Raw genomic sequence first — 26117 nt, 5'->3', positions numbered from 1 at the left:
GATTGGATGCCGCAAAAGCAACGGCCGGGCACCCCCGGCCGCCAATGATTCTAAATCGCAGGCTTACTTGGCGACATAAATTTGATCGAAGGTGCCGCCGTCCTTGAAGTGCGTGGCGAAGGCCTTGTTGGCACCACCAAACACCTCATCCACGGTGAAAGTCTTCACCGCCGGGAAGAAATGGGCATATTTCTTCAGCAGTTCGGCATCACGCGGACGCAGGTAGTTCTGCGCGGCATTCTCCTGGCCCTCCTTGGACCACAGGTATTCCAGATAAGCCGTCGCCTGCTTGCGCGTGCCTTTCTTGTCCACCACCTTGTCGACGACAGCGACCGGGAACTCGGTTTGCATCGTCAGGCTGGGATAGACCACCTCGAAATTACCCTTGCCGAATTCCTTGGCGATCATTTCGGCCTCGGACTCGAAGGTCACCAGTACGTCGCCCAGCCCCCGCTGCATGAAAGTGGTCGTCGCGTCGCGGCCGCCAGCAGCAAACAGCGGCGCATTCTTCAGCAACTTGCCGACGAATTCCTGGGCCTTGGCATCGCTGCCGCCCGGCTGTTTCAACGCCCAGGCCCAAGCCGACAGATAGGTGTTGCGGCCGTTGCCGGTATTCTTCGGGTGCGGCAGGATGACCTGGATGCCGGGCGCGGCCAGATCGGACCAATCCTTCAGTGCCTTCGGGTTGCCCTTGCGCACGATGAACACCATCGCCGAGGTGTAGGGCGAAGCATTATTCGGGAATTTCTTGGCCCAATCCTTGGCGACCAGCCCCTTGTCGGCCAGGAATTCGACATCGTTGGCCTGGTTCATGGTCACCACATCGGCCTCCAGGCCATCGGCGACGGCGCGTACCTGCTTGGACGAACCACCGTGCGACTGTTTCAGTTCGAGACTTTCACCGGTCTTCGCCTTCCAGTGCTTCTGGAACATCGGGTTGTAATCCTTGTAGACATCGCGAGCGACATCGTAGGAAGCATTGAGCAACGTCGCATCGGCCAGGGCGCTACCGGCAACCAGGCTGAACAGAACGGCGGCAATTGATTTACGGAAATGAGTCATGGGTCACCTCGCTTTGGATAAGCGCTAATTTAGCGAAGCCACATATAACCACAAAGACAATTTTTGAATTTGCTTATTACCAGACAGTAGAGCGAGATCTACTTCATCCGAGGCCTCTATTCGTCACTCATGCGAGCGGCTATCATTGGGGATTATCAAGCCGCCCCAAACCACGATGCGCGCCACCCTGCCAGCCACTCTCCTGCTCTCCGCCCTGCTCGCCGCTTGCTCGGCCAAGGGCACCATTCCGCCGAGCACGCACATTTCGCAAAGCGGCCAGCTACGTGTGCATCCCGGCCTGCTCGGCCAGCCCGTGCCGGCGGAACTGCAGCAGGATGGACAGATGCTCAAGATAGCCAGTACCACCCCGGTCGCGGCCGAGAAGCCAATCAGGATTGATCCCGTAGGCCTGCGCACGCAACGCAGCGTCTATTTCGATCTGAACAGCGCCGACATCAAGGCGGACTACGATCCCGCCCTGCGCGCCCACGCCCGCTACCTGGCCGAACACCCGAAATCCCGCGTGCGCGTGGAAGGCAATGCCGACGAGCGCGGCAGCGCCGATTACAACCGCAAACTGGGTTTGAAGCGTGCCGAGAACGTGCGTTCGACACTGATCTCCCACGGCGCCGGCGAAAAGCAGGTGAGTATCAAGACGCTGGGCGAAGCCCGCCCCAAGCTGACCGGCCACGACGAAAGCTCATGGGCCGAGAATCGCCGTGCCGACGTGGTTTACGAAATCGAGAACTGATCCGCGTTGCGGCGGTTCAGCCCGGACCGCCGCTCAGTTGTCGAAGTGGTAATAACGCTGGTTCAGCCAGGCCGCGACACTTCCCTCTTCCTCGGGAAACCAGCCGGCGCTGACTTGGGCGTTGCATGCCGACACCCGCTGCAGCAACTCCAGCTTGTTGGACAGCATCCGGCCGTCGCGTGAATACATCTTGCTCCCGTCGCCACCATACATCCGGGCATGGCAACCGACGCAACTTTTCTGGTGCATTTCGGGCGCCACCTTCAGGTCAACCTTGCCCCAAGGCTCTTCAGCCGCAGCGACAAGAGGGGCGAGCAACAGCCAGGGTAGCGTGCGATAGAGGGTCATGGCATATCCTTGAGCGCTATGTCGTCGTTCAGAAACTGGCCGCTTCGGCTTCCAGATAGGCAAGACTGACGTACTTGCCGATGTTCGTCTCGAAACCCCGCGTTTCCTTGGCGCGCGAGGCCACCCGCGGGTCGCGCAGGATCAGTTCCTTGGCTGCCTCGAGCGGCAGACCCTCCTTGACCGCCTGTTCGCAGGGCCGGTAGATGCCTTCGAACAAGGCCTTGTTCCAGGCCAGCACACCAGCCCCGGGCTCGCCATGTCCGGGCAACCAGATCTTGCTTGCCACCTCGCGTTCCAGACGCTCGTAGGCCTTGAACGTACCAAGGAAGGAGCCATCGTCCATATTGGCGATGCGCCGGTCCATGGCCACATCGCCTACGCAGGTCAGCTTGTCTTCGAGCACTTCGACACACAGGTCGTATGGCGTATGCGCCGTCCCGTAGTGATGCATGCGCAGCGTCACATCGCCGAAACGCAATTCGGCGCCATCCTCCATTGGCAGACGCGGGGGAACCACGCGCGTGCCCATCGTTGCCTGATTCGTCCATTGCTCGAGCAGGGTCCGCCACATCTTGCCCTGAACCCCCTCGATTTCGCGAATTGTCCCCGGGTGAGCGTAGATCGGCAGGTCCTTGCCATAGGCGTCGACAAAGGCATGGTTTCCCAACCAGTGATCGCCGTGATAATGGGTATTGACGATGGCCACCACGGGCTTCTTCCATTGCCTGCCGATCTGGCGGATGGCCATTTCGCCGATCTGCACCGAAGCGCCAGAGTCGATGACCACCAGCCCCTTGGCGGTATCGACAAAGGTCAGGTTGCACATCATTCCCTGGTTCTCCGGCGTCGGAAAACCGTCCGGGGAGAAGATCATCCAGACATGAGGCGATACCCGACGCAGGGGATGGTCACGCACCGCCGGTCCGCGCACAAAATCGTCCACTTCCCTGGCCAAGGCGCCGACACCCTGCCAGGGCGCAAATTCGGCCGCCAACAACCCGGCCAGCGCAGTAGCAGCCTTGATGAAACCGCGACGTTCCATGAATGTCTCCTCTTTTGCGTTGCACCCCATCCGCCTGCACAGGAAAATACCGGCGCCAGCGGGGCAACACGCCGTTGTTTGCAAGGCAAGTGTAAGCTAATTATTATTTGATAATATATTTACAATCATCAACACGGGGAATATTTTGGGAACCTTCATCTGCCGCCTGCTGGGAGCAGGCCTGCTCGGAATTTGCCTGAGCACTCCCGTTCTCGCCAACGACCAGGCACGCGCGGAGGAAATCGTCAGTGGCCGCTGCTTTCTGTGCCATGGCATGAACGGCGAATCGGCCAGCGCCGTGTTCCCGCGCCTGGCCGGGCAACACGCCGAATACATCGCCCGGCAACTTGCCGACTTCAAATCCGGCAAGCGCGCCAGCGATACCATGAAGCCGCAGGCGGAGGAACTCACCCCGGCGGAGATGAAGGCCCTGGGAAGTTTTTTCCAGAGCAAGGTTGTCGGCCCGCGCCCGGCGCGTGACAAGGAGCTGCTCGCCGTCGGCAAGTACATTTTCGACCGTGGCAACCAGTTCAGCGGCCTGCCGGCCTGTGGCAGCTGTCATGGCGCCAAGGGGCTCGGCACCCCGCAGCTGCCCCGCCTGGCCGGCCAGCATCCGCGCTACATCGAAGATCAGCTCAAGCAGTTCAACAAGCGCGAGCGGACCAACGACAACGCGATCATGCACACCATCGCCTCGAAGCTGAGCGAACTGGAAACGCACGCCGTCGCGGAATACATCGCAACGCTGGATTAGCGGTCCTCACACCCCATGCAAAAGGCCGCCAATTGGCGGCCTTTTAACTGCTTCGGCAGACCCGAGCACCAACCAGGCAAGCGATTACACGCGTCGATACAGCTCGAACCCGGAAATCACCGCCTCCAGCTGGCGAGAGGTAAGCAGCAACTCATCGGCCGCCTGTCTTGCCGAACTGGCGGAACTGGCGTTCTGTTCGATCAGGTCAGTAATCTGCTGCATGCTGACTGCCACCTCTTCGCTGGCAACACCTTGTTGGCGCGCTGCGTCGGAAATCTGCCCCGCCATCTGCGACACGGTCGTCGAGGACTGCGTAATCCCCTCCAGGCCTGCAACGCTGTCACGCAACTTGGCAATCCCGTTCTCGACTTCATTTGCGGCCAGATCCATGCTTGATACTGCTTGCGCGGTAACGCTCTGAATTTCATTCACCGTCGCATTGATATCGCGCGTCGAGGTTGTCGTCCTCTCTGCCAGCTTGCGCACCTCGTCAGCCACCACGGCAAAGCCTCGCCCTTGCTCCCCGGCGCGCGCAGCTTCAATGGCTGCATTCAGCGCCAGCAGGTTGGTCTGGTTGGCTATGTCGGCAATGACGCCGGTGATGTCGCCAATCTTCGCAATGGACAAGTTCAGCTGGGCAATGGTCTGGTTGGAGTGAGTCACCGCCTCGACGACGCGTGTAGTCGCTGCCATGCTCTGGCTGATGTTGCTATTGCTCGCCACTACCTGGGACTGCGAGTCGCGGGCCGCAGAGGCGGTATCGGCTGCATTGGCCGCAACCTCCTGGACCGACTGGCTGAACTGCTCGGTCGCAGCGGCAACACCTTCGACGCTGGCTTGCTGCCGCTCGGATTGCGCCGAAACATCCCGCATCTGCGCCTCAAGCAGATGACTGCGCTGCTCGATCGCCCGCGAGGCCGTGCTGACCTCGTCCAGCATCGCCTTGAGCGTTCCCTGCATCGTTGCCAGGTTGCACATCAGGCGCCCCGCCTCATCGCGCCCCGAAATATCGATTTCCTCGGTGAGCCTGCCTTCGGCAATGTGCTCAAAGTGCGAAATCGCACGGCGCAGCGGCTTGACGATGGCCGACACCAACAAGGCGCCGCCCACCACGGCAACCACAGCAGCCAGAAGCAGCAATCCAATACTGAAATTACGCACGGATTCGTAATGCACCCTCGCCTCGGCATGTCGCGCCTCGGCATCAGCTGCCAATTGCTGTATCAGCGCATCCCCATCGCGCTTGAGCTCAAGATAGAGCGGATTGATCTTGAGCAACAGGACAGAATTGGCTTCGTTGAACTTGCCCTCCTTCAGCAAACCGCGTGCAACATTGACGCCTTCGCTTGAGAAACGCTCGCGCGTTTGACCTAGTTTTTCGAGCAGTACTTTCTCTCGCTCGGGCAGATTGAGTTTTTTTAGCGTATCCAGTTCTGCATTGATCGCCTCGCGATTTTTCAGGGTGTTTTCGATATGCACGTCGAGCGGGTGATCATGCAGCTTGGCATTCGGATTGGCCGCATCATGCTGCAAACCCAACATGATCTGCGAGCGGTTGTCGGCGAGCAGGAACAGGATTTTGTTGACGCTGTTCGAGGGCAGCAGGTTCCCGCGATAGACCGCATTCAATTGGTCATTCGACGTTGCCAGACTACGCAGGCCGACAAACCCCACGAGACTCATCAAGACCAACAGGACTCCCAGAGCCGCCCACAGACGCGGGCCGATCTCCAAGGTTCGCCGACCTATCGCCGGCAATTTCCCCGAAACGCCGGTCTTGCGGTAAAGCGCCTCGGCAGCGGCTTTTTTCTCAGCCGATAGCGGCGTGCGGACCGACATGTAACCTGTGGTTTGCCCGTTCTTTTTGAGAGGAACGACAAAAGCCTCCACCCAATAGAAATCACCATTCTTGCAGCGGTTCTTGACCGCCCCGCGCCATGGTAAACCGGATTTCACCGTTCGCCAGAGATCCTCAAAAGCCGCCTGAGGCATATCTGGGTGGCGGACGATGTTGTGACTGCGACCGATCAACTCGCTACGTGTAAAGCCGCTGATCTCGACGAAAGGATCGTTGGCGTGCGTAATGACGCCTTTCAAGTCTGTTTTCGAAACCAGATAGCTGTTTGGAGGAAAGGGGATTTCCCGCTGGGTCACAGGCTGATTATTTTTCATCGGTCTCTCGCAAAAGCAGGTCACCAAAATTACAAAATTGATTTTACTAACCAAAACATAAAAAAAGCAATGCCCACCTGCAACGCATTGAAAACCGCCCCTATTCAGGCAGTCATCCAACGGAATGAGCCGCGACGCGCCATTGCGATTCGACCTTCAAAAAAAAGAGGCCGTCATCACGGCCTCTTTCTCGCAGACAACCGCAACCTCTCAAGTCAGCATATCAGCCCAGATGTTCTGAGCCCAGCCCAAAGCGATCTTGCCTTCCAACTCATTGCGCGCGGCCGACACGCCACCGGCGCCCTTGACCGGCTGCACGGTCTTGGTCGCGGCATCGTACTGATGAACGGACGAGACGTGGATGACGTTCTTGCTATCGACAAAACTGTAGCAGGTATTCATCACCACCGGCTCCGGGTTTGGCTCCAGGCCGGACAGCATATTCAGGATGGCGGCTGCGGCCAGCTTGCCGTGCTGGTTGGCCATGTGACCGGACTTGGGCATGGTCGGGGCCGGGAAGATGGCATCGCCCAGGACGTGGATACCCGGTGTACTGGTTGATTCCATACTCAGCCAGTTGATGTCCACCCAGCGGTTGTTGACCAGCTTGATGCCCGACTTGTGCGCGATGTCGCCGGCACGATGCGGCGGGATGACATTGAGCACGTCGGCCTTGAACTTGTCGAATTCAAGCACGGCGGTATTGGTGCCGACCTCGACATCCTTGACCTCGCTGTTGTTGCGATATTCAACGATGCCCTTGTAGAGATCGCTCCACGCCTTGGTGAACAAGCCCTTCTTCGACATCACATCTTCGTTGGCATCGAGGATGACAACCTTCGATTTCGGCTTGCTCTGCTTGAAATAGTTGGCGACCAGGCAGGCGCGCTCGTACGGCCCCGGCGGGCAACGATACGGGGCCTTGGGAATGGAGATCGCATAGACACCGCCATCCTTCATCGATTCCAGCTGCTTGCGCAGGGCAACGGTTTGCGGACCGGCCTTCCACGCGTGCAGGATATTGCCCTGGGCCTCGGTGGATTTCAGCGCGGGAATCTCGTCCCACATGAAATCGACACCCGGCGACAACACCAGACGGTCGTAACTCAAGGCACTGCCGCCTTTGAGCGATACCGTTTTCTTGGCGGCATCGACAGCGACCACATCATCCTGAATGACGCGCACGCCCCACTTGTTGCGCAGGCCTTCGTAGCTGACCGTGATGTCCTCCATGGTCTTGGTGCCACCGATAACCAGATTGGAGATCGGGCAAGAGATGAAGGTCGGGTTGCGCTCGATCAACGTCACCTGAACACCGCCTTCGCTCCACATGCGCAGGTATTTGGCGACCGTGGCGCCACCGTAGCCGCCACCAACCACCACAACATGGCCGCTGGCCTTGCCGCCCCCGGCACAGCCGTAAAGCGAAGCCATCGCGCCGGCTGCCGCACCGACCTTGAGGAAATCTCGTCGTTTCATCAGCATCATCTTCGTCTCCCCTTACTTTTGTGCGGCGAAATAAGTCGCGATCAGGTCAAGCTGGGCATCGGTATAGCCCTTGACGATCTGATGCATGATCGAAGCCGGCTTGTCCCCGCTCTTGAAATCGGCCAGCTTCTGCATCGTCTTGTCCTTGGGAATGCCGGCCAGGCCATCGATTCCGGAGCCTTTGACGGCATTGCCGTTGGTGCCGTGGCAGTTGGCGCAGGTGGCGGCCAGGTTGCGGCCGAGGTTGGGGTCAGCGGCATGCGCTGCACCGGCGGCCGCCAGCAGGCAGGCGGTGGCAAGAGGTACGAACATTTTCATCGGGACATCTCCTTCCTCATCGTGATGTTGTTTGTCATATAGCCGGAGTGCTTATTTTTGCCGTAACCAGCATCGTACAAAGGTTATGAGCCTTTCGCACAAAAAGCATGCTGCGTCGCAACAATATTAGTAGTTGACTATATAAGTACGCAGTTATACATTGATTCTTGATCGAAATCAAAAGAACAGCATGGACGAAACTTTGCAGGTCTTCGAGCAGGTAGCGCAGTACTTCGGATTGTTGGCCGATCCGACCCGTTTGCGCATTCTTTCCTGCCTTTGCGCCGAGGAGCGTCCCGTACACGAAGTCGTGGAAAAGATTGGACTGACCCAAGCCAACATCTCGCGACATCTGAACATCCTGTATCGGGCCGGCGTCGTCGAACGTCGCCGGGATGGAAGTTCGGTCTACTACCGGGTCGTCGACCCCAATTTCGTCGACATCTGCCGGACGGTCAGCATCACGGTGGCAAGCCGCGACCTGGGCGACGAGTTGGGTGTCGGCAAGTAATTCGCAGCAAAGACTCAAAAATATTGGAGGGGTGTTTCCAGATGGGTGATATCACACAACAGCCGGGGCGTTTGCGGCATGCGCCGGAAAGCTTCCTGTCGGCAGAACAGGTACAGGCCGTTGCGGCCGGGCGCCGCGACTTCCTGCGCAAGAGTTTCCTGGCGGCCAGCGCAGCCATGGCGGCACCTTTAGCCGCCCGTGCCAGCGAGGGCGATCCGAACATTCTCAACCTGCCGGCGTGGAGCACGTCGCTGGGCCAACCGGTGGCCACCAACCCGTACGGCATGCCGTCGAAATTCGAAAGCCAGCTGGTACGCCGCGAATCGCCGGGCCTCGCCCGCGTCGGCGGCGCCTCGGTATCGTTTGCCCCGCTACAGGGCCTGTTCGGCATCATCACGCCGTCCGGTCTGCACTTCGAGCGCCATCACCAGGGTTGGCAGGATGTCGATCCGACCCGCCACCGCCTGATGATCAACGGCTCGGACGACACGCTGCTCAAGAAGCCCAAGGTCTACACCATGGACGAGCTGATGCGCCTACCCTCGGTATCGCGCATCCACTTCATCGAATGCGGCGCCAATACCGGCCTCGAATGGGGCAACGTCGCCGTGCCGACCGTGCAATACACGCACGGCATGCTGTCCTGCTCGGAATTCACCGGCGTGCCGCTGAAGGCCCTGCTCGAGGACTGCGGCGTCGATTACAAGAAGGCCCGCTACGTGCTGGCCGAAGGCGCCGACGGTTCCTCGATGACGCGCACCATCCCGATGGAAATGGTCGAATCCGGCGAGGTCTTCGTCGCCTATGGACAGAACGGCGAAATGCTGCGCCCGGAAAACGGTTACCCGCTACGCCTGGTGGTACCGGGCGTACAGGGTGTGTCGTGGGTCAAGTGGCTGCGCCGCATCGAAGTCGGCGACCAGCCCTACGCCACCAAGGACGAGGCGGTGCACTACATCGACCTGTTGCCGAACGGGCTGCATCGCCAGTACAGCTCGATCCAGGAATGCAAGTCGGTGATCACCACCCCGTCGGGCGGCCAGACGCTCGTCGAGAAGGGATTCTTCAACGTCTCCGGCCTGGCCTGGTCCGGCCGTGGCCGCATCAAGCAAGTGGATGTCTCCTTCGATGGCGGCATCAACTGGCAGACCGCCCGCCTCGAAGGGCCGATCCAGAACAAGGCGCTGACCCGCTTCAACATCAACTGGGTGTGGGACGGCAAGCCGGCCATCCTGCAATCGCGTGCCATGGACGAGACCGGCTACGTGCAGCCGAGTTACGGCCAGCTGCGCAAGGTACGCGGCACCAAGTCGATCTATCACAACAACGCGATCCAGTCCTGGAAAGTGGTCGAAAGCGGGGAGGTCACCAATGTCCAGGTTCTCTAAATCAATTCTGGCTGCGGCCCTCGGCTTCAGCGTACTCGGCAGCGCCTCGGCATTCGACAATTTCAAGAGCATCGGTCGCCAAGCCACGCCTGCCGAAGTCAAGGCATGGGACATCGACGTCCGTCCGGACTTCAAGGGCCTGCCCAAGGGCAAGGGCAATGTAGAGCGCGGCAACGAATTGTTTGAGGAAAAGTGCGCTTCCTGCCACGGCTCCTTCGGTGAATCGAACGAGGTGTTCACGCCGCTGGCCGGCGGCACGACCAAGGATGACATCAAGACCGGGCGGGTCAAGGGCCTGTCGTCCGGCGAACTGCCACAACGCACCACTTTCACCAAGGTGGCCACCATTTCAACGGTATTCGACTACATCCAGCGCGCCATGCCGTGGACTGCCCCCAAGTCGCTGAAGCCGGATGATGTCTATGCCATTCTCGCCTACCTGCTCAACCTGCAGGAAATCGTGCCGGCTGATTTCGAACTGTCCGACAAGAACATTGCCGACATTCAGAAATTGCTGCCCAACCGCAACGGCATGACCACCGACCACGGCATGTGGCCCGGCGCTCCAGCCAAGAAAGGCGGCATCGGCAACGGCGGCGTGCCGGACATCAAGAACGTGGCCTGCATGAAGAATTGCAAGCCCGAGGTGCTGATCGGTTCGACCCTGCCCGAGTATGCCCGCACCGCCCATGGCGAACTGGCAGACCAGAACCGCAACTTCGGCCCGATCCGCGGCACCCGCACGCTCGGCCCGGAAGCAGCGAAGAAGGCTGCCGATGCCGGCACGCTGGAACTGGCGACAAAGAGCGGCTGCATGGCCTGCCATGGCCTCAAGAACAAGATCGTCGGCCCCGGCTACAACGAAATCGTCACCCGCTACCAGGGCCAGCCCGACGCCGAGTCGCGCCTGATCGCCAAGGTCAAGGCCGGCGGCCAGGGGGTCTGGGGATCGATCCCGATGCCACCCAACGCGCATATCAAGGATGAAGACCTGAAGACCCTGGTCCAGTGGATTCTGGCCGGTTCCAAGTAATTCCCATTTCTACAGAGGAGAAGTCATGAACAATCAACGTCGCACCGTACTCAAATCCGGCTCCGGCGCCGCCCTGCTGGGCATGCTGGCCGCCGCCGGCATCATCACCCCGGGCATGGCCCTGGCCGACTGGAACAAGGCGGCCTTCGACGCCAAGAGCATGGCCGATACGCTGAAGGCGCTCGGCGCCGGCTCTCCGGCCGACAGCAAGGACGTCCAGGTCACCGGCCCGGACATCGCCGAAAACGGCGCTGTCGTCCCGGTCGGTGTCGCCACCTCGCTGCCCAACGTATCGATGCTCGCCATCCTGGTCGAGAAGAACCCGAATGCCCTGGCCGCCACCTTCACGCTACCGGCCGACACCGAAGCCAATGTTCAGACCCGTATCAAAATGGGCCAGACCTCGAACATCTACGCCCTCGTCAAGTCCGGCGACAAGTTCTTCATGGCCACGAAAGAGATCAAGGTCACGCTAGGTGGCTGCGGCGGCTAAAACGGGGGCAAGGCTACTGCGCTCGCTACGCCTTTCCTCCCGTTTTCACACTTACAGAGTTTAGGAGATAGAAACATGGGTAATCCGATGAAAATCCGCGCCGCCAACAAGGACGGCGTTACCGAAGTGAAGGTGCTGGTCAGCCACGAAATGGAAACCGGCCAGCGCAAGGACGCAGCCGGCGCCATCGTGCCGGCCTGGTTCATTACCGAACTGGTCGCCAAGCACGGCGACAAGACAGTACTGAGCGCCGAGTTCGGCCCGTCCGTCTCCAAGAATCCCTACCTCGCCTTCAAGTTCAAGGGCGGCGCCAAGGGTGACAAGGTCACGGTCAGCTGGAAGGACAACAAGGGCGACAGCCGTACCGACGAAGCCGCCATCGCCTGATTCACCCCGTAGTACGGCAGCAAGGTGGCACAGACCGCCGCTGCCGATTATCACTTCCCCTGGAGGAGTATCCGTATGCTTCAACGCATGTTGAAAACCGCGCTTGGCCTGACTATGGCCTGCGCGTTCGGTGGCTTTGCCATCGCGCAGGACAGCAAGGTCGCCGATGAACTGGCCAAGTACCGCGAAGCCCTGGCCGACGGCAATCCCGCCGACCTGCTCGAAGTCAAGGGCGAAGGCCTGTGGGCAGAGAAGCGCGGCCCGAAGAAGGCCTCTCTTGAGCAATGCGACCTGGGCCTTGGCCCGGGCAAGCTCGAAGGCGCCTACGCCAGCCTGCCGAAATATTTCAAGGACACCGGCAAGGTCATGGATGTGGAGTCCCGACTCGTTCATTGCATGGTGACCTTGCAGGGTTTCACGGCCGCCGAGGCAACGAAGAACTGGTACTCGAAGCCGGGCACCGAGTCCGACATCGAGGCCTTGGTCACCTTCATCGGCGCCAAGTCGAACGGCAAGCCGATCAACGTACCGGCGACGCACCCCGAGGAAGCGAAGCTGGTGAAGATGGGCGAGTACATCTTCTATCGTCGCTCCGGCCCGCAAGACTTCTCATGCTCGATCTGCCACGGCCAGGACGGCAAGCGCATCCGCCTGCAGGAACTGGGCAACCTGACCACCAAGGACGGGGCCGGCACGGCGATGAAAACCTGGCCCTCGTACCGCGTCTCGCAAGGTGCGGTATGGACCATGCAGCGCCGCCTGATCGACTGCATGCGCCAGGCCCGTTGGCCCGAGCCGAATTATCTGGCCGACTCGATCATCGCGCTGGAAACCTATCTGCAAAAAACCGCGACCGGCACCGTGATGGAAACGCCGGGCATCAAGCGCTAAGGGGGAATGGATCATGAAACTGAAATCAGCCCTCTTCGGCACCCTGAGCCTTGCCCTCGCCGCTTCCGCCTTCGCCCAGAAAGCAGTTGAAGCACCCGGCGGCAAATATGCCAAGGAAGCCGAGCAGATGTTCCGCACCTCGTTCCGCGCCGACAATCCGAAGTACTGGATGACACGCCTGGAACAGGACGAAACAATGAAAACCTGCCAGCAGTACCGCGACAACCCGCCGCGCGCGATCGGTCAGAAGCTGGAAAAACTGAATGCCGCCACCATCCGCTACCCGGTTGACGGCAAGCTGATCGGCGACTGGAAGGAGGGCGAGAAGCTTGCCGCGGTCGGCACCGGCGGCCACATCGGCTTCATCCAGCCCGACCCGGCGGGGCGCGTGCGCGGCGGCAACTGCTACGCCTGCCATGAACTGGCCAAGAAGGAAGTCGCCTACGGCACCATCGGTCCGAGCCTGCAGCACTTCGGCAAGATTCGTGGCAACTCGGAAGAGATCATCAAGTATGCCTACGACAAGATCTACAACTCCAATGCCTTCACGGCCTGTACCAATATGCCGCGCTTCGGCCTGCACAGCTGGCTGACCCCGGAGCAGATCACCCATATCGTGGCATTCCTGATGGATCCAGAATCACCGGTCAACAAAGATTAACTTGCGTGTTTAGCCCGGCCGGGGCCACCCGCCGGGATTTTTTACGCCTGACACCATTTCCAAGGAAAAAACAACATGAGCATGAATCGTCGTGAATTTTTGCAGGTGATGGCCGTTGCCGCAGCGGGTGGCATGAGCCTGCACAGCGATTTTGCACTGGCCGAGAAGGGCGCCGCCAAGCTGTACGACCTGCCTAAATTCGGCAACGTCAGCCTGCTGCACATCACCGACTGCCATGCTCAGCTGCTGCCGATCTACTTCCGCGAGCCCAACGTCAACCTCGGCTTCGGCGACCAGTACGGCAAAGTCCCCCATCTCGTCGGTGACCACCTGCTCAAGCATTTCGGCTTCAAGCCGAACACCATCGAGGCCCACGCCTACACCTACCTGAATTTCGAAAAGGCAGCCCAAACCTACGGCAAGGTCGGCGGTTTCGCCCACCTCGCCACCCTCGTCAAGCGCATGAAGGCAACCCGCCCCGGCGCGCTGCTGCTCGATGGCGGCGACACCTGGCAAGGCTCCGGCACCGCGCTGTGGTCGAACGCCCAGGACATGGTCGATGCCTGCAAGGCGCTCAGCGTCAATGTCATGACCCTGCACTGGGAATCGACCTATGGCGAGGCGCGGGTCAAGGAAATCGAGGAAAAGGATTTTTCCGGCCACGTCGACATCGTCGCCCAGAACGTCAAGACCACCGACTTCGGCGATGCCGTCTTCAAGCCCTTCGTGATGAAGAACATCAACGGCGTGCCGGTCGCCATCATAGGCCAGGCCTTCCCCTACACGCCGATCGCCAACCCGCGCTGGCAGACCCCGAACTGGAGCTTCGGCATCCAGGAAGACAACATGCAGAAGACCGTTGACGAGGCTCGTGCCGCCGGTGCGCAGGTCGTCGTCGTGCTGTCGCACAACGGCATGGACGTCGACCTCAAGATGGCCTCGCGCGTGCGCGGCATCGACGCCATCATGGGCGGCCACACCCACGACGGCATGCCGGCCCCGGTCGTTGTCAAGAACGCTGGCGGCCAGACCCTGGTCACCAACGCCGGCTCCAACGGCAAATATCTCGGTGTGCTCGATTTCGATGTGAAGAACGGCAAGATCGCCGACTTCCGCTACAAGCTGTTGCCCGTCTTTGCCAACCTGCTGCCGGCCGACAAGGAGATGCAGGCCCTGATCGATAAGGCGCGCGCTCCTTACCTGTCCAAACTCAACGAAAAGCTGGCCGTCAGTGAAGGCACACTGTATCGCCGCGGCAACTTCAACGGTACCTTCGATCAGGTCATCCTCGATGCGCTGATGCAGGTCAAGGATGCCGAAATCGCCTTCTCGCCTGGCTTCCGCTGGGGCAACTCGCTGTTGCCCGGCCAACCGATCCTGATGGAACACGTGCTCGACCAGACGGCGATCACCTACCCGTGGACCACGGTCAGCAACATGAGCGGCGAGATGATCAAGACCGTACTCGAAGATGTCTGCGACAACCTGTTCAACCCGGACCCCTACTACCAGCAAGGCGGCGACATGGTGCGCGTCGGCGGCCTGCAATGGACCTGCGACCCCACCGCCAAAATGGGCAGCCGAATCCAGAACATGATGCTCAAAGGCAAGCTCATTGACCCGGCCAAGACCTACAAGGTGGCCGGCTGGGCGCCAGTCTCGGAAGAGGCGAAGAACGCCGGCGCGCCGATCTGGGAGGTCGTTGCCACCTATCTGCGCGACATAAAGACCGTCAAGCCGGTTAAACTCAATCTTCCAACGCTGAAGGGGTCAGCGAACAATCCGGGGATTGCATAAATGATGAAAAAAATCAGCACACAGCTGCTGGCGACAGCCTTGATCGCCCTCTCGGTGAGCGCTTGGGCGGCCGACTGGACACCGGGCACGACGACGTGGGAACAACTGCCGGAAATCAAGCGCAGCAAGCTGGGGCTCTACCTGACGCCGCAGCAAGCCTACGACATGAAGAAAAAAGACCCGAAGGGCGTCGCCTTCTTCGACATCCGCACCCGCGCCGAGGCCATGTATGTCGGCTGGCCAGGCGATGCTGATGCGCTCGTTCCCTATGTCGAGCACGCGGAAATCATGGGCGAGTGGGACGACAAACGCTTCATGTACATGCTCGAACCGAACGTCGATTTCGTTCCTGAGCTCGAACGTCGCCTCACGCAGATGGGGCTGGGCAAGGATTCCCCCATCATCCTGATCTGCCGTTCCGGCGACCGCAGCTCGAAGGCTGCCGACCGCTTGCAGATGTCTGGCTACAGCAATGTCTATAGCGTCGCCGAAGGCTTCGAGGGCGACACGGTCAAGGAAGGCGCGCGCAGTGGGCAGCGCGCGGTGAACGGGTGGAAGAACGCCAACCTGCCGTGGACCTACAAACTCGACAAGACCCGGATGTATTTCCCGAAATAGGCGCCCAGCTCCGCTGACTTACCCCAAAACAAAACCCCCGGCACCTGTCCGGGGGTTCTTGTTTCTGCCCGCCACATCGACATCACGGTTATCCGTTTACTGGTGCGCCAACTCCGTTTTGCCCGGCATGTGGGCCAGCCATTCGGAAAATGGGATTTCACTGACTTCCGGGACACGTCGTTCAACCGTCCGGCGCCGTTCGCGCCAGCCGCTCGGCGGCCCGATTTCTTTCTGGCGGCGATCCGATCCGGAGCGTTTGTCATTCTTGAAGACCATGTCAGTTCCCGATTTCCATACTGGCTGCTTACGGTTTCACTATATCGACAGCGCGCGGCACAGGCAGTGAAAAAGCTCACGAATCGGGCGGAAAGATGGAAAATTGCAGCGCAGGCGTGAGATTCCTCACGCTTGGGCAAGCTTCGCAACAGAGAACAAGCCGGAACTCAGTCCGACAACTGGCGGACCACCCGTTTGATCTCCTGGCTGTCCGGATGCGGCAGGAAGGCAAACCCGAGGCTGCTCATCAGGCGCAGCATTTTCTGGTTGTCGGCCAGCACATCGCCAACCATGGTCCGATAGGATTTTTCGCGCGCACAATCGATCAGTGCCCCCATCAGGCGTCGGCCGAGGCCGCTGCGCTGCCAGTGATCATCGACCACCAACGCGAACTCGACTGACTCACCATCGGCCGTCAGCGTATAGCGAACGCTTCCCACTTGCTGCTCGACACCATCCTTGGCGACCAGCGCGATCAAGGCCATTTCCCGGTCATAATCGACCTGCGTGAAGCGATTCACCAGGCTCGGCGGCAATTCGCGCAGATTTTCCATGAACCGGAAATAACGCGATTCGGGACTTAGGCGCTTGAAGAAATCGAGGGTCAGCGCGGCATCCTCGGGGCGGATCGGCCGCACCGTCACTGCCTGCCCGTCGCGCATCGGCCACGTTCTTTCCAGATAGGCCGGGTAAGGATGGATGGCCATGTGGGCATAACGGGCCTTGCCGGTGCCTAGGGTATGATCGATCACCATTCGGGCGGCACCGACCGTCACGCCGTTTTCATCGACAATCAGGGGATCAATCGATAATTCGCGCACCCACGGCAGGTCGCACACCATGTTCGACAAGCTAAGGAGCGCATCCTCCAGCGCTGCTTCGTCAACCGGCGGCAACTGACGAAACTCACCCAGCGTTCGCGAAACCCGCGTCGACTCGATCAGCTTTCGAGCCAGGAAACGGTTCAGGGGCGGCAGTGCGACAGCGCGGTCCTGGAAGACCTCCATCTGCTCACCACCGGCGCCGAAGCTAATCACCGGCCCGAATACCGGATCGCGGAAAACGCCCAGCGTCAGCTTGCGGGCATGCGGACGAATGCGACTGGCCTCGATGGCAATCCCGTCCACCGTCAGCCCCGACAAGGTCTCGGCAGCCATCTCGAGAATGTCCTGATAGGCCAGACGAACCGATTCGAGACTGTTCAGATTGCTGCGACCGGACAGGCTGGCGCAGCCGACATCCTGATCATGGAAATCGATGCGCATGTCGACCGGCAAACCCACCTGCTCGGCCAGGAACATGGCCTCCTTGGCCGAGTGTGCCAGCATCGCGGGCTTCACGCCCAACCCGTAGCTGCGCAGTAGCGAGCGCACCTCAACACCTGAAGGAATGCGCCGATGTTCGCCCAGCAGCGTATCCATCAGCAGCCGGCCATTGTTGCCCGCTGCCCCGCCCGCTCCCTGATCCGGGCTGGGCGTTTGCAACAGCAGCTTCTGGTTATCGTAGTACTGCGAAATATTGTGGAACAGCTCGATTACGGTCTCCGGTGTCCGGAAAATCGGCACCCCGGCATCTTCAAGAATCTTTCGTGCCTCGACGATGAGATCGCCGCCCATGAAACAGCAACAGAGCGGTACCCGCTGGCTGCCCCCCATGGCAGCAATACCCCGAGCGACTACGCTGGGCTGCGCCATCGCCAACGGTGACAGAATAACCAGGACGGCATCGACGCCCTCGTCCATGCGCACGGCTTCGATGCTCTGCAGGTAGCGCTCCGGCGTCGCATCCCCGCCCAGATCGACCGGATTGACGCCTTTCCAGTCGGAAGCCAGGACGCGCCGCAATGCCACCACCGTATCGTCCGACAGCCCGGCCATGGGTACGCCGAATGCACGCGCCGAATCCGCTGCCATGGCTGCCGGCCCAGTACCGTTGCTAATCACGGCCAGGCGCTTGCCACGCGGCCGGAAGCCAGCGGCCAAGGCTCTTGCCGCATGGAACAACTGGCTGATGCCGCTGACCCGGATCGCCCCGGCTCGCCGTACCGCCGCATCGAAGACCGCATCGTCCAGGCTCGCCGTCTCGGGCGCCCCGGCCTCGGACAACCCCGAAACGACCTGATCGCTCGATTTGAAAAGGATGACGGGCTTGACCCGCGCCGCCGAACGTAATCCGCTGAGAAAGCGCCGCGCGTTCCCGACCTTCTCCACATGCAGCAGGATGTAGCGTGTCTGTTCGTCGTATACGAGGTAATCCAGCACCTCGCCAAAATCGACATCCTGCGTGTTCCCCAGCGCCACGACAGACGACACGCCAATCCGGTTCATCGTCGCCCAATCGAGCACGGCGGCACACATGGCCCCCGACTGGGTAACCAAGGCCAGCTCGCCGACCAGCGGCTGCGTTTCTGTAAAGGTTGCGTTAAGCGATAGCGATGGACGCAGCAGACCCACGGATTTGGGACCAAGAATCCGTACCCCATGATTGCGCGCTGCCTCCCGGATACGACGCTCAGCGGTCTGGCTGCCGGCACCTGACGGATTGGTCACGATAGTCACGTAACGAATGCCGATCTTGCCGCATTGCTCGATCAGCTGCGGAATCGTTCTCGGTGCTGTCGTCACGATGGCCAAATCGATTTTTGTGCCGATCTGCTCGAGCGATGCCAGGCAAGGCTGCCCCAGAACCTGCGCGTACTTTGGATTCACTGCCCACAGCCGGCCCTTGTAGCCACCATTCAGGATATTGCGGAAAATCACCTGGCCGATGGCGCCTTCCTTTTCCGAGGCACCGATCACGGCCACCGACAGCGGCTCCAACAAGGGTTTGAGGTAATGGGTGTTCTGCATGACTGGCCGTGCTCCAGGGAAAGGCTAGCAATACGATACCATTAATAACAATAATTTATTAATTTTGTATCGCAAACACCGAAGCCAATCAAGCCGCTCTCGCTCGCCCCAATTGTCGGCGCGCGTTTAAATTTGACCACCTGTGCGCGTTGAATTTTGACCAGGTGTGATAGCCACCTGACATAGGTGGGCTTGTGGATAAGTGTAGCTCAGAACAACTGATTTCCGAGCCACGACGAATGCGTTGGGAAAGCCGTGGAGGACGGAGTCCGGAACGGATTTCCCAACGCGGCCTCGATCAGAACGGATCTGCTTCGGGTGGATTTCCCCGCTTGCTCTGCTCCCGCGCCTTGATCCTCGACTTGGCCGTTGCCGTGCTGTGCCGGAAGCGAAACGACTCATTCCCGGTCTCGACGATATGGCAGTGATGCGTCAGCCGGTCGAGCAAGGCAGTGGTCATCTTGGCATCGCCAAAGACGCTCGGCCATTCGGCGAAGGTCAGATTGGTCGTGATCATCACACTGGTGTGCTCGTAGAGTTTCGACAGCAAGTGGAACAGCAAGGCGCCACCGGCCTGACTGAACGGCAAATAGCCCAACTCATCGAGGATGACCAGATCCATGCGCAGCAGCCCCAAGGCAATCCGCCCGGCTTTGCCAGCAGCCTTCTCCTGTTCCAGCGCATTGACCAGATCAACCGTCGAGAAGAAACGCACCCGCTTGCTGTGATGGGTAATGCCCGAGACACCCAGCGCCGTCGCGAGGTGGGTCTTGCCAGTGCCCGTGCCACCAATGAACACGACGTTCTGGGCTTCCTCGGCAAAGGAGAGGTCGGCCAGTTGCCGGATCAGCTTCTGATCCACCTTCGATTGTTCGAAGTCGAATCCGGCCAGATCACGATGTACCGGGAAGCGGGCCGCATGCATCTGATAGCCAATCGAACGCATCACTCGATCAGTATGCTCGGCTTGCAGTAGATGTTCGATCAGCCAACGTGAGGCTTCGACACGGCTGCTACCGTTGGCTGTCAGCTCCTCCCAGGCACCGGCCATGCCGTGCAAACGCAGTTCCTTGAACTCGCTCATCAGCTCACGCATGATCAGTCACCTCGGTACGCAAGCGGTCATAGCGGCCGGTATCGGCAATCGGTACTTCGCTGAGGGTGAGTGGCGTTTCCACCGGTGGCGGCATGGGACCCGACTTCAGGCGGTTGAGCATGTTCTCGATGTGCTCGGCACTGGGTAGGCCGGACTCCAGCACCAGATCGACGGCAACCAGCACCGCTTCCAGATCAAACTGCGAAATTGCCGATAGCACTTTGGCCATCACCCGATCACCACCTTCCCGGCGCAGGAGCAAGCTGCGTAATCGTTGCAATGGCTCCGGCATGTCGGCAAACGGCGCGCCATTTCTCAAGGCCCCTGGCTTGCGTTCGATCAGCGGGATGTAGTGCTGCCAGTCGTAGAGGGTTTGCTGCCGACTGAAGTTGCGGGGATGACTGGCCACCCGAGTATCGTGCGCCACAATGTCGATCCGTTCCGGATAAAGACGCAGGCTGACGGCTTGGCCCACCAGTTCGCACGGTACCGAGTAGCGGTTGCGATCCAGCGTCACCAGGCAGGTGCTCGATACCTTGCCCAAGGTTTCGACGTAGCCATCGAAGGATGCGACCATCGGCATCAGGCTCGGTTGTTCGTGTTCGAGCATCTCGGCCACTGTCAGGTCAGCGTACTCGGGATGACGCAATTCCTGCCACAGCCCCCGGCAGCGCTCGAGCAGCCAGACGTTCAGTTCGGTGAATGAACTGAATCGCTCCTTGCCGGCATCCTGCCAGAGACGGAGCCGACTATCCTGGACGTTCTTCTCGACGACGCCTTTCTCCCAGCCGCTGGCGACATTGCAGAAATCCGGATCAAACAGGTAGTGGGAGGCCATCGCCGAGAAGCGCGAATTGACGATGCGGGATTTGCCTTTCTGCACCTTATCCACGGCCGTCTTCATATTGTCGTAGATGCCGCGCCGGGGAATGCCACCCAGCGCCGCAAACGAGCGGGTATGGGCATCGAACAGCATCTCGTGACCTTGCGTCGGATAGGCTTGAACGACAAAGGCCCGACTGGCGCAGAGTTTCAGATGTGAGGCGAGAATCTTGCGCCAGACCCCGCCAATGACCAGATGCTCTTCGCTCCAGTCGAACTGGAAGGCTTCGCCCAACTCGAAGTGGAGCGGAACGAAGGCTTTACTGACGGCTGCACCGCCATCGGCCCGCCAGCGCCGGATGAATTCGGTGACCCGGCAGTAGGTACCGGTGAATCCGGCGGCCTGCAATTCGCCAAACAGTTTCAGTGCTGTGCGCCGATCCCGTTTCGGACGGCGGGCATCCGCCTCCAGTGCCTTGATCAGGCGCGCCGCATACGGGGCAATCTTGATGTTCGGGTTCTGCCGTTCGTACTTCGGCTCCGCCCCTTCCGGTGTCCGTAACCAACGTTTGACGGTGTTCCGGCTATACCCCGTCTTCCGCGAAATCTCGGACAGCGATAGGCCATCCCGATAAAACAACCGCCGAATCCTTCCCAGATCCTTCATGGTGATCATCTCCTAAAATCCTGCTCAAAAAATGAGCGGACGAGTTAATCACCCTGGTCAATTTTCAGCGCGCACACCCCCACTTTTCTGGTCAGTTTTCAACGAGCGTCAACACCCAATCACCTCACGCGATCAGATGCGCAGCAGCTTCCGCATGAATTCCTCGACCTTGGCCGGCCGCACCGGCTTGAGGAAATATCCCTTGGCACCACCGGCCACCGCCTCAGCAACAACTTGCCGGGTAGCGTTGCCAGTCACCATGACGACCCGGGTCTGGGGGCTAGCGAGTCCGATATGCGGCAAAGCCTCAAGACCGCTCATACCCGGCATGTCGACATCGAGACAAACCACTGCGGGCCGCAACCGTCTGACCAATTCGATGGCATCCTTGCCGCTTGTGGCCATGCCAACCACCTTGATCCCCACCTCCTCAAGAATTCCCTTGAGCAGGAGGCGGATCGAACCGCTATCATCGACCACCACCGCAGTCCGAGACACCACGGCAGCCTGCACAATACCTGCTGAGGCCTGTGTACCCGCTGCCTTCGCTTCGGTCCGCACAATCGGAGGCGCCGCCAGCTCGACCACAGACGCCGCTGCCGCGCGCGCTGCAATCGCACGCGCCTTGGCAATTTCCCGCAATTCCTCGATGACCTGAGCACTCTCGAAAGGCTTACGAATGAAACCCGCAGCGCCCAGGTCGGCAGCATGCCCCTTCAACTCCGGCTCATCGGAACCGGTGATCACTACCACCGCCACCTGATTGACTGCATGATCCATCTCTGCCAGCAATTCGAAACCGTTCCGCCCCGGCAACTCGTAATCCAGGCACACGACATCCGGACGAGCCCCCCTGACGCAGTCAAGAAGCCCCTCCCCATCGGGAAACTCGGCAACGATCTCGTGCCCCTCGCCCTCGCAGATCGCACGCAACACCTTGCGTATCGCCTCGCTGTCATCAACGATCACTACCTTCACTTCACCACGCTCCACGTGAGCGCCGCTTGTCCAAGCGGCGAAAGCAAGCCGGCTACCGCATGAAATCGGCTCCCCATCCACAGGGCACCTCCCCGCACTCCGTTACGTGGAACCCTATGAACCCGCACTCTACAACAAGCTCCGCATCTTCCGAAAACCATTCGACATAATCCATCAGTCAATCCCGACAGGTGCGATCCTTTGAACGATATTGCACCGTGCCTTGCTGAGATCTCTCTGTAGGGCGTTCACACGGGGGAGGCCGGATAATTGGAGGCCATCACTGGTATCGAGGGCGTTTTGCGCGAGATCTAGTGACGTTTATTGACTCAAGCGCTTCAAAGCAAGTTGTCCTGTGTTCTGGGGGGAGGGGACTTTCTTGATGTTTTTGGAGTAAGCGTTCTAGAAGCTGAAAGCACAAAGCCCCAGACGGCTGACCGGCTGGGGCTTTGAATGGGGAGTCTGGCGTTGACCTACTTTCGCGAGCGGAAGCTCACTATCATTGGCGCGATGCTGTTTCACGGTCCTGTTCGGGATGGGAAGGGGTGGTACCAGCAGGCTATTGACGCCAGACGTAACTTGTAACGCTGCGGTTGCAGCGCAAAACTGGAAGAAGGTGTTGTGATTGTTGGTATGAGTTGTTGTAGAGATCCAAGGTTATAGGATCAAGCCGTACGGGCAATTAGTATCAGTTAGCTTAACGCATTACTGCGCTTCCACACCTGACCTATCAACGTCGTGGTCTTCGACGACCCTTCAAGGAGTTCAAGACTCCGGGATATCTCATCTTAAGGCAAGTTTCACGCTTAGATGCTTTCAGCGTTTATCTCTTCCGAACATAGCTACCCGGCGATACGACTGGCGTCATAACCGGTACACCAGAGGTTCGTCCACTCCGGTCCTCTCGTACTAGGAGCAGCCCCCTTCAAATATCCAGCGCCCACGGCAGATAGGGACCAAACTGTCTCACGACGTTTTAAACCCAGCTCACGTACCTCTTTAAATGGCGAACAGCCATACCCTTGGGACCGGCTACAGCCCCAGGATGAGATGAGCCGACATCGAGGTGCCAAACACCGCCGTCGATATGAACTCTTGGGCGGTATCAGCCTGTTATCCCCAGAGTACCTTTTATCCGTTGAGCGATGGCCCTTCCATACAGAACCACCGGATCACTATGACCTGCTTTCGCACCTGCTCGACTTGTGGGTCTCGCAGTCAAGCACGCTTTTGCCATTGCACTTTATGGGCGATGTCCGACCGCCCTAAGCGTACCTTCGTACTCCTCCGTTACCTTTTGGGAGGAGACCGCCCCAGTCAAACTGCCTACCATGCACGGTCCCCGGTCAGGATTCACTGACCAAGGTTAGAACCTCAAACAAATCAGGGTGGTATTTCAAGGACGACTCCACCGAGACTAGCGTCCCGGTTTCACAGTCTCCCACCTATCCTACACAAACCGGTTCAAAGTCCAATGCAAAGCTGCAGTAAAGGTTCATGGGGTCTTTCCGTCTTGCCGCGGGGAGATTGCATCTTCACAAACATTTCAACTTCGCTGAGTCTCAGGAGGAGACAGTGTGGCCATCGTTACGCCATTCGTGCAGGTCGGAACTTACCCGACAAGGAATTTCGCTACCTTAGGACCGTTATAGTTACGGCCGCCGTTTACTGGGACTTCGATCAAGAGCTTGCACCCCATCACTTAATCTTCCAGCACCGGGCAGGCGTCACACCCTATACGTCCACTTTCGTGTTTGCAGAGTGCTGTGTTTTTATTAAACAGTCGCAGCCACCATTTCACTGCAACCCCATCGGCCTTCGAGAGTAAATCTCTACAACCTACCGGGGCACACCTTCTCCCGAAGTTACGGTGTCAATTTGCCGAGTTCCTTCTCCTGAGTTCTCTCAAGCGCCTTAGAATTTTCATCCTGCCCACCTGTGTCGGTTTGCGGTACGGTCGACTCTAGACTGAAGCTTAGTGGCTTTTCCTGGAAGCTTGGTATCAATCACTTCAGCACCGTAGTGCCTCGTCGTCACGCCTCAGCTTAGCCCCCCGGATTTGCCTAAGGGGCACGCCTACACGCTTAAACCAACTATTCCAACAGTTGGCTGACCTAACCTTCTCCGTCCCCACATCGCATCTAGAATCGGTACAGGAATATTGACCTGTTTCCCATCGACTACGCTTTTCAGCCTCGCCTTAGGGGCCGACTCACCCTACGCCGATGAACGTTGCGTAGGAAACCTTGGGCTTTCGGCGAGGGAGCTTTTCACTCCCTTTATCGCTACTCATGTCAGCATTCGCACTTCTGATATCTCCAGCATCCTTTACAAGACACCTTCACAGACCTACAGAACGCTCCCCTACCATATCTTTCGATATCCGCAGCTTCGGTGCACAGTTTGAGCCCCGTTACATCTTCCGCGCAGGACGACTCGACTAGTGAGCTATTACGCTTTCTTTAAAGGGTGGCTGCTTCTAAGCCAACCTCCTAGCTGTCTATGCCTTCCCACCTCGTTTCCCACTTAACTGTGTCTTGGGGACCTTAGCTGGCGGTCTGGGTTGTTTCCCTCTTGACAATGGACGTTAGCACCCACTGTCTGTCTGCCACACTCGCACTTTCCGGTATTCAGAGTTTGCCATGGTTTGGTAAGTCGCGATGACCCCCTAGCCATAACAGTGCTTTACCCCCGGAAGTGATATGTGACGCACTACCTAAATAGTTTTCGGGGAGAACCAGCTATTTCCGGATTTGTTTAGCCTTTCACCCCTATCCACAGCTCATCCCCTAACTTTTCAACGTTAGTGGGTTCGGACCTCCAGTACCTGTTACGGCACCTTCATCCTGGCCATGGATAGATCATCCGGTTTCGGGTCTACGCCATGCTACTAAACGCCCTTATCAGACTCGCTTTCGCTACGCCTCCCCTATTCGGTTAAGCTCGCAACATAACGTAAGTCGCTGACCCATTATACAAAAGGTACGCAGTCACCCCACAAGGAGGCTCCCACTGTTTGTATGCATGCGGTTTCAGGTTCTATTTCACTCCCCTCCCGGGGTTCTTTTCGCCTTTCCCTCACGGTACTGGTTCACTATCGGTCGATCACGAGTATTTAGCCTTGGAGGATGGTCCCCCCATGTTCAGACAAGGTTTCACGTGCCCCGCCCTACTTTTCGCTAACTTAGTACCACGGATCTGTTTTCAAATACGGGGCTATCACCCACTACGGCCGGACTTTCCATTCCGTTCTCTTAACAGTTCCGCTATCACTAGCAGGCTCTTCCCCGTTCGCTCGCCACTACTTGGGGAATCTCGGTTGATTTCTTTTCCTCCGGCTACTTAGATGTTTCAGTTCACCGGGTTCGCCTCCTGACCCTATGTATTCAGATCAGGATACTCATTGCTGAGTGGGTTTCCCCATTCGGACATCGGGGGATCAAAGCTTCATTGCCAGCTCCCCCCCGCTTTTCGCAGGCTTGCACGTCCTTCATCGCCTGTGATCGCCAAGGCATCCACCACATGCACTTAGTCGCTTGATCCTATAACCTTGTGCTCTCGTTAGAGAGCGGCTACAGGCAACTCATTTGTGCTGTCTCGTACTAGCTGTAATACGAGAACAGATGCAATCACAACGTGTATCAGCAGCTCATCACTGCGATACACAACCTTCTTCCGTTTTGTTAAAGAGCGTAGCAATTTGATTTCTCAAAAG

General features: G+C 58.9%; 22 protein-coding genes and 2 rRNA genes. 11 read left to right on the top strand and 13 right to left on the bottom strand.

Features of this window, described 5'->3' with window-relative positions:
• Nucleotides 1-63: 63 nt before the first annotated feature.
• Entirely contained in the window at nucleotides 64-1062 is a 999-nt protein-coding gene (locus AB6Q56_RS21790; protein ID WP_434515094.1) for a sulfate ABC transporter substrate-binding protein, read from the bottom strand.
• Between the two features lie 175 nt (nucleotides 1063-1237).
• On the opposite strand from AB6Q56_RS21790, the gene AB6Q56_RS21785 reads away from it, so the two are divergent.
• Nucleotides 1238-1813 carry an OmpA family protein gene (locus AB6Q56_RS21785; RefSeq protein ID WP_434515093.1) on the top strand — a complete coding sequence of 192 codons (576 nt, stop codon included), beginning with the start codon at nucleotides 1238-1240 and terminating at the stop codon, nucleotides 1811-1813.
• A gap of 33 nt (nucleotides 1814-1846) precedes the next feature.
• Here AB6Q56_RS21785 and AB6Q56_RS21780 read toward each other — a convergent pair whose 3' ends face one another.
• Together AB6Q56_RS21780 and AB6Q56_RS21775 are read right to left on the bottom strand one after the other, a co-directional pair.
• A complete protein-coding gene (locus AB6Q56_RS21780; protein WP_434515092.1) occupies nucleotides 1847-2161 on the bottom strand; it encodes a cytochrome c in 315 nt (104 codons plus the stop codon).
• Between the two features lie 28 nt (nucleotides 2162-2189).
• Nucleotides 2190-3203 (bottom strand): MBL fold metallo-hydrolase, encoded by a 1014-nt coding sequence (locus tag AB6Q56_RS21775; RefSeq protein WP_434515091.1) that lies wholly within the window; start codon nucleotides 3201-3203, stop codon nucleotides 2190-2192.
• A gap of 145 nt (nucleotides 3204-3348) precedes the next feature.
• Between AB6Q56_RS21775 and AB6Q56_RS21770 the strand changes: the two genes are divergently transcribed.
• A complete protein-coding gene (locus tag AB6Q56_RS21770) occupies nucleotides 3349-3957 on the top strand; it encodes a c-type cytochrome (RefSeq protein WP_434515090.1) in 609 nt (202 codons plus the stop codon).
• Nucleotides 3958-4041: 84 nt separating this feature from the next.
• Here AB6Q56_RS21770 and AB6Q56_RS21765 read toward each other — a convergent pair whose 3' ends face one another.
• From AB6Q56_RS21765 to AB6Q56_RS21755, 3 genes are all read right to left on the bottom strand, one after another.
• Nucleotides 4042-6249, bottom strand: coding sequence for a methyl-accepting chemotaxis protein (locus AB6Q56_RS21765; protein WP_434515089.1), 2208 nt, complete (start codon nucleotides 6247-6249; stop codon nucleotides 4042-4044).
• A gap of 90 nt (nucleotides 6250-6339) precedes the next feature.
• Entirely contained in the window at nucleotides 6340-7617 is a 1278-nt protein-coding gene (locus tag AB6Q56_RS21760) for an FCSD flavin-binding domain-containing protein (RefSeq protein ID WP_434515088.1), read from the bottom strand.
• A 12-nt stretch (nucleotides 7618-7629) separates the two neighbouring features.
• Nucleotides 7630-7935: a c-type cytochrome gene (locus tag AB6Q56_RS21755; protein WP_434515087.1), complete on the bottom strand. Its 306-nt coding sequence runs from the start codon at nucleotides 7933-7935 to the stop codon at nucleotides 7630-7632.
• Between the two features lie 190 nt (nucleotides 7936-8125).
• On the opposite strand from AB6Q56_RS21755, the gene AB6Q56_RS21750 reads away from it, so the two are divergent.
• The 9 genes from AB6Q56_RS21750 to AB6Q56_RS21710 all read left to right on the top strand — a co-directional run bounded on the left by AB6Q56_RS21750 (nucleotide 8126) and on the right by AB6Q56_RS21710 (nucleotide 15714).
• The gene (locus AB6Q56_RS21750; RefSeq protein ID WP_295004388.1) at nucleotides 8126-8446 is read left to right on the top strand and encodes an ArsR/SmtB family transcription factor; all 321 of its coding nucleotides are present in this window, start codon (nucleotides 8126-8128) and stop codon (nucleotides 8444-8446) included.
• Nucleotides 8447-8487: 41 nt separating this feature from the next.
• The gene (soxC, locus tag AB6Q56_RS21745) at nucleotides 8488-9834 is read left to right on the top strand and encodes a sulfite dehydrogenase (protein ID WP_434515086.1); all 1347 of its coding nucleotides are present in this window, start codon (nucleotides 8488-8490) and stop codon (nucleotides 9832-9834) included.
• A complete protein-coding gene (locus AB6Q56_RS21740) occupies nucleotides 9818-10867 on the top strand; it encodes a c-type cytochrome (RefSeq protein ID WP_434515085.1) in 1050 nt (349 codons plus the stop codon). Before soxC ends, AB6Q56_RS21740 begins: the two co-directional genes overlap by 17 nt.
• A 25-nt stretch (nucleotides 10868-10892) precedes the next feature.
• Complete coding sequence (gene soxY, locus AB6Q56_RS21735) at nucleotides 10893-11360, top strand: thiosulfate oxidation carrier protein SoxY (protein WP_434515084.1); 468 nt, start codon at nucleotides 10893-10895, stop codon at nucleotides 11358-11360.
• A 75-nt stretch (nucleotides 11361-11435) separates the two neighbouring features.
• Nucleotides 11436-11747, top strand: coding sequence for a thiosulfate oxidation carrier complex protein SoxZ (gene soxZ, locus AB6Q56_RS21730; RefSeq protein WP_434515083.1), 312 nt, complete (start codon nucleotides 11436-11438; stop codon nucleotides 11745-11747).
• Nucleotides 11748-11822: 75 nt separating this feature from the next.
• Complete coding sequence (gene soxA / locus AB6Q56_RS21725) at nucleotides 11823-12638, top strand: sulfur oxidation c-type cytochrome SoxA (RefSeq protein ID WP_434515082.1); 816 nt, start codon at nucleotides 11823-11825, stop codon at nucleotides 12636-12638.
• Nucleotides 12639-12651: 13 nt separating this feature from the next.
• Nucleotides 12652-13299 (top strand): sulfur oxidation c-type cytochrome SoxX, encoded by a 648-nt coding sequence (gene soxX / locus AB6Q56_RS21720; RefSeq protein ID WP_434515081.1) that lies wholly within the window; start codon nucleotides 12652-12654, stop codon nucleotides 13297-13299.
• 75 nt (nucleotides 13300-13374) lie between these two features.
• Nucleotides 13375-15096 carry a thiosulfohydrolase SoxB gene (soxB, locus tag AB6Q56_RS21715; protein ID WP_434515080.1) on the top strand — a complete coding sequence of 574 codons (1722 nt, stop codon included), beginning with the start codon at nucleotides 13375-13377 and terminating at the stop codon, nucleotides 15094-15096.
• Complete coding sequence (locus AB6Q56_RS21710) at nucleotides 15097-15714, top strand: rhodanese-like domain-containing protein (RefSeq protein WP_434515079.1); 618 nt, start codon at nucleotides 15097-15099, stop codon at nucleotides 15712-15714.
• A gap of 96 nt (nucleotides 15715-15810) precedes the next feature.
• On the opposite strand, the gene AB6Q56_RS21705 is transcribed toward AB6Q56_RS21710, so the two are convergent.
• The 7 genes from AB6Q56_RS21705 to AB6Q56_RS21675 all read right to left on the bottom strand — a co-directional run bounded on the left by AB6Q56_RS21705 (nucleotide 15811) and on the right by AB6Q56_RS21675 (nucleotide 25944).
• Nucleotides 15811-15990: a hypothetical protein gene (locus AB6Q56_RS21705; RefSeq protein ID WP_434515078.1), complete on the bottom strand. Its 180-nt coding sequence runs from the start codon at nucleotides 15988-15990 to the stop codon at nucleotides 15811-15813.
• Between the two features lie 167 nt (nucleotides 15991-16157).
• Nucleotides 16158-18839, bottom strand: coding sequence for a GNAT family N-acetyltransferase (locus tag AB6Q56_RS21700; protein WP_434515077.1), 2682 nt, complete (start codon nucleotides 18837-18839; stop codon nucleotides 16158-16160).
• 298 nt (nucleotides 18840-19137) lie between these two features.
• Nucleotides 19138-19938, bottom strand: a complete 801-nt coding sequence (gene istB, locus AB6Q56_RS21695) for an IS21-like element helper ATPase IstB (protein WP_434517117.1) — start codon at nucleotides 19936-19938, stop codon at nucleotides 19138-19140.
• Nucleotides 19928-21424 carry an IS21 family transposase gene (istA, locus tag AB6Q56_RS21690; protein ID WP_434517118.1) on the bottom strand — a complete coding sequence of 499 codons (1497 nt, stop codon included), beginning with the start codon at nucleotides 21422-21424 and terminating at the stop codon, nucleotides 19928-19930. The genes istB and istA overlap by 11 nt, the downstream gene beginning before the upstream one ends.
• A 132-nt stretch (nucleotides 21425-21556) precedes the next feature.
• Entirely contained in the window at nucleotides 21557-22393 is an 837-nt protein-coding gene (locus AB6Q56_RS21685) for a response regulator (protein ID WP_434515076.1), read from the bottom strand.
• 469 nt (nucleotides 22394-22862) lie between these two features.
• Nucleotides 22863-22975: ribosomal RNA gene (rrf, locus tag AB6Q56_RS21680) — 5S ribosomal RNA — on the bottom strand.
• A gap of 88 nt (nucleotides 22976-23063) precedes the next feature.
• Nucleotides 23064-25944 (bottom strand): 23S ribosomal RNA (locus AB6Q56_RS21675).
• Nucleotides 25945-26117 lie beyond the last annotated feature (173 nt).

The organism is Dechloromonas sp. ARDL1, assembly GCF_051122455.1.
Taxonomy (GTDB): Bacteria; Pseudomonadota; Gammaproteobacteria; order Burkholderiales; family Rhodocyclaceae; genus Azonexus.
The sequence above is the reverse complement of the archived record's forward strand: the minus strand, read 5'-3'. Positions and strand labels throughout refer to the sequence as shown.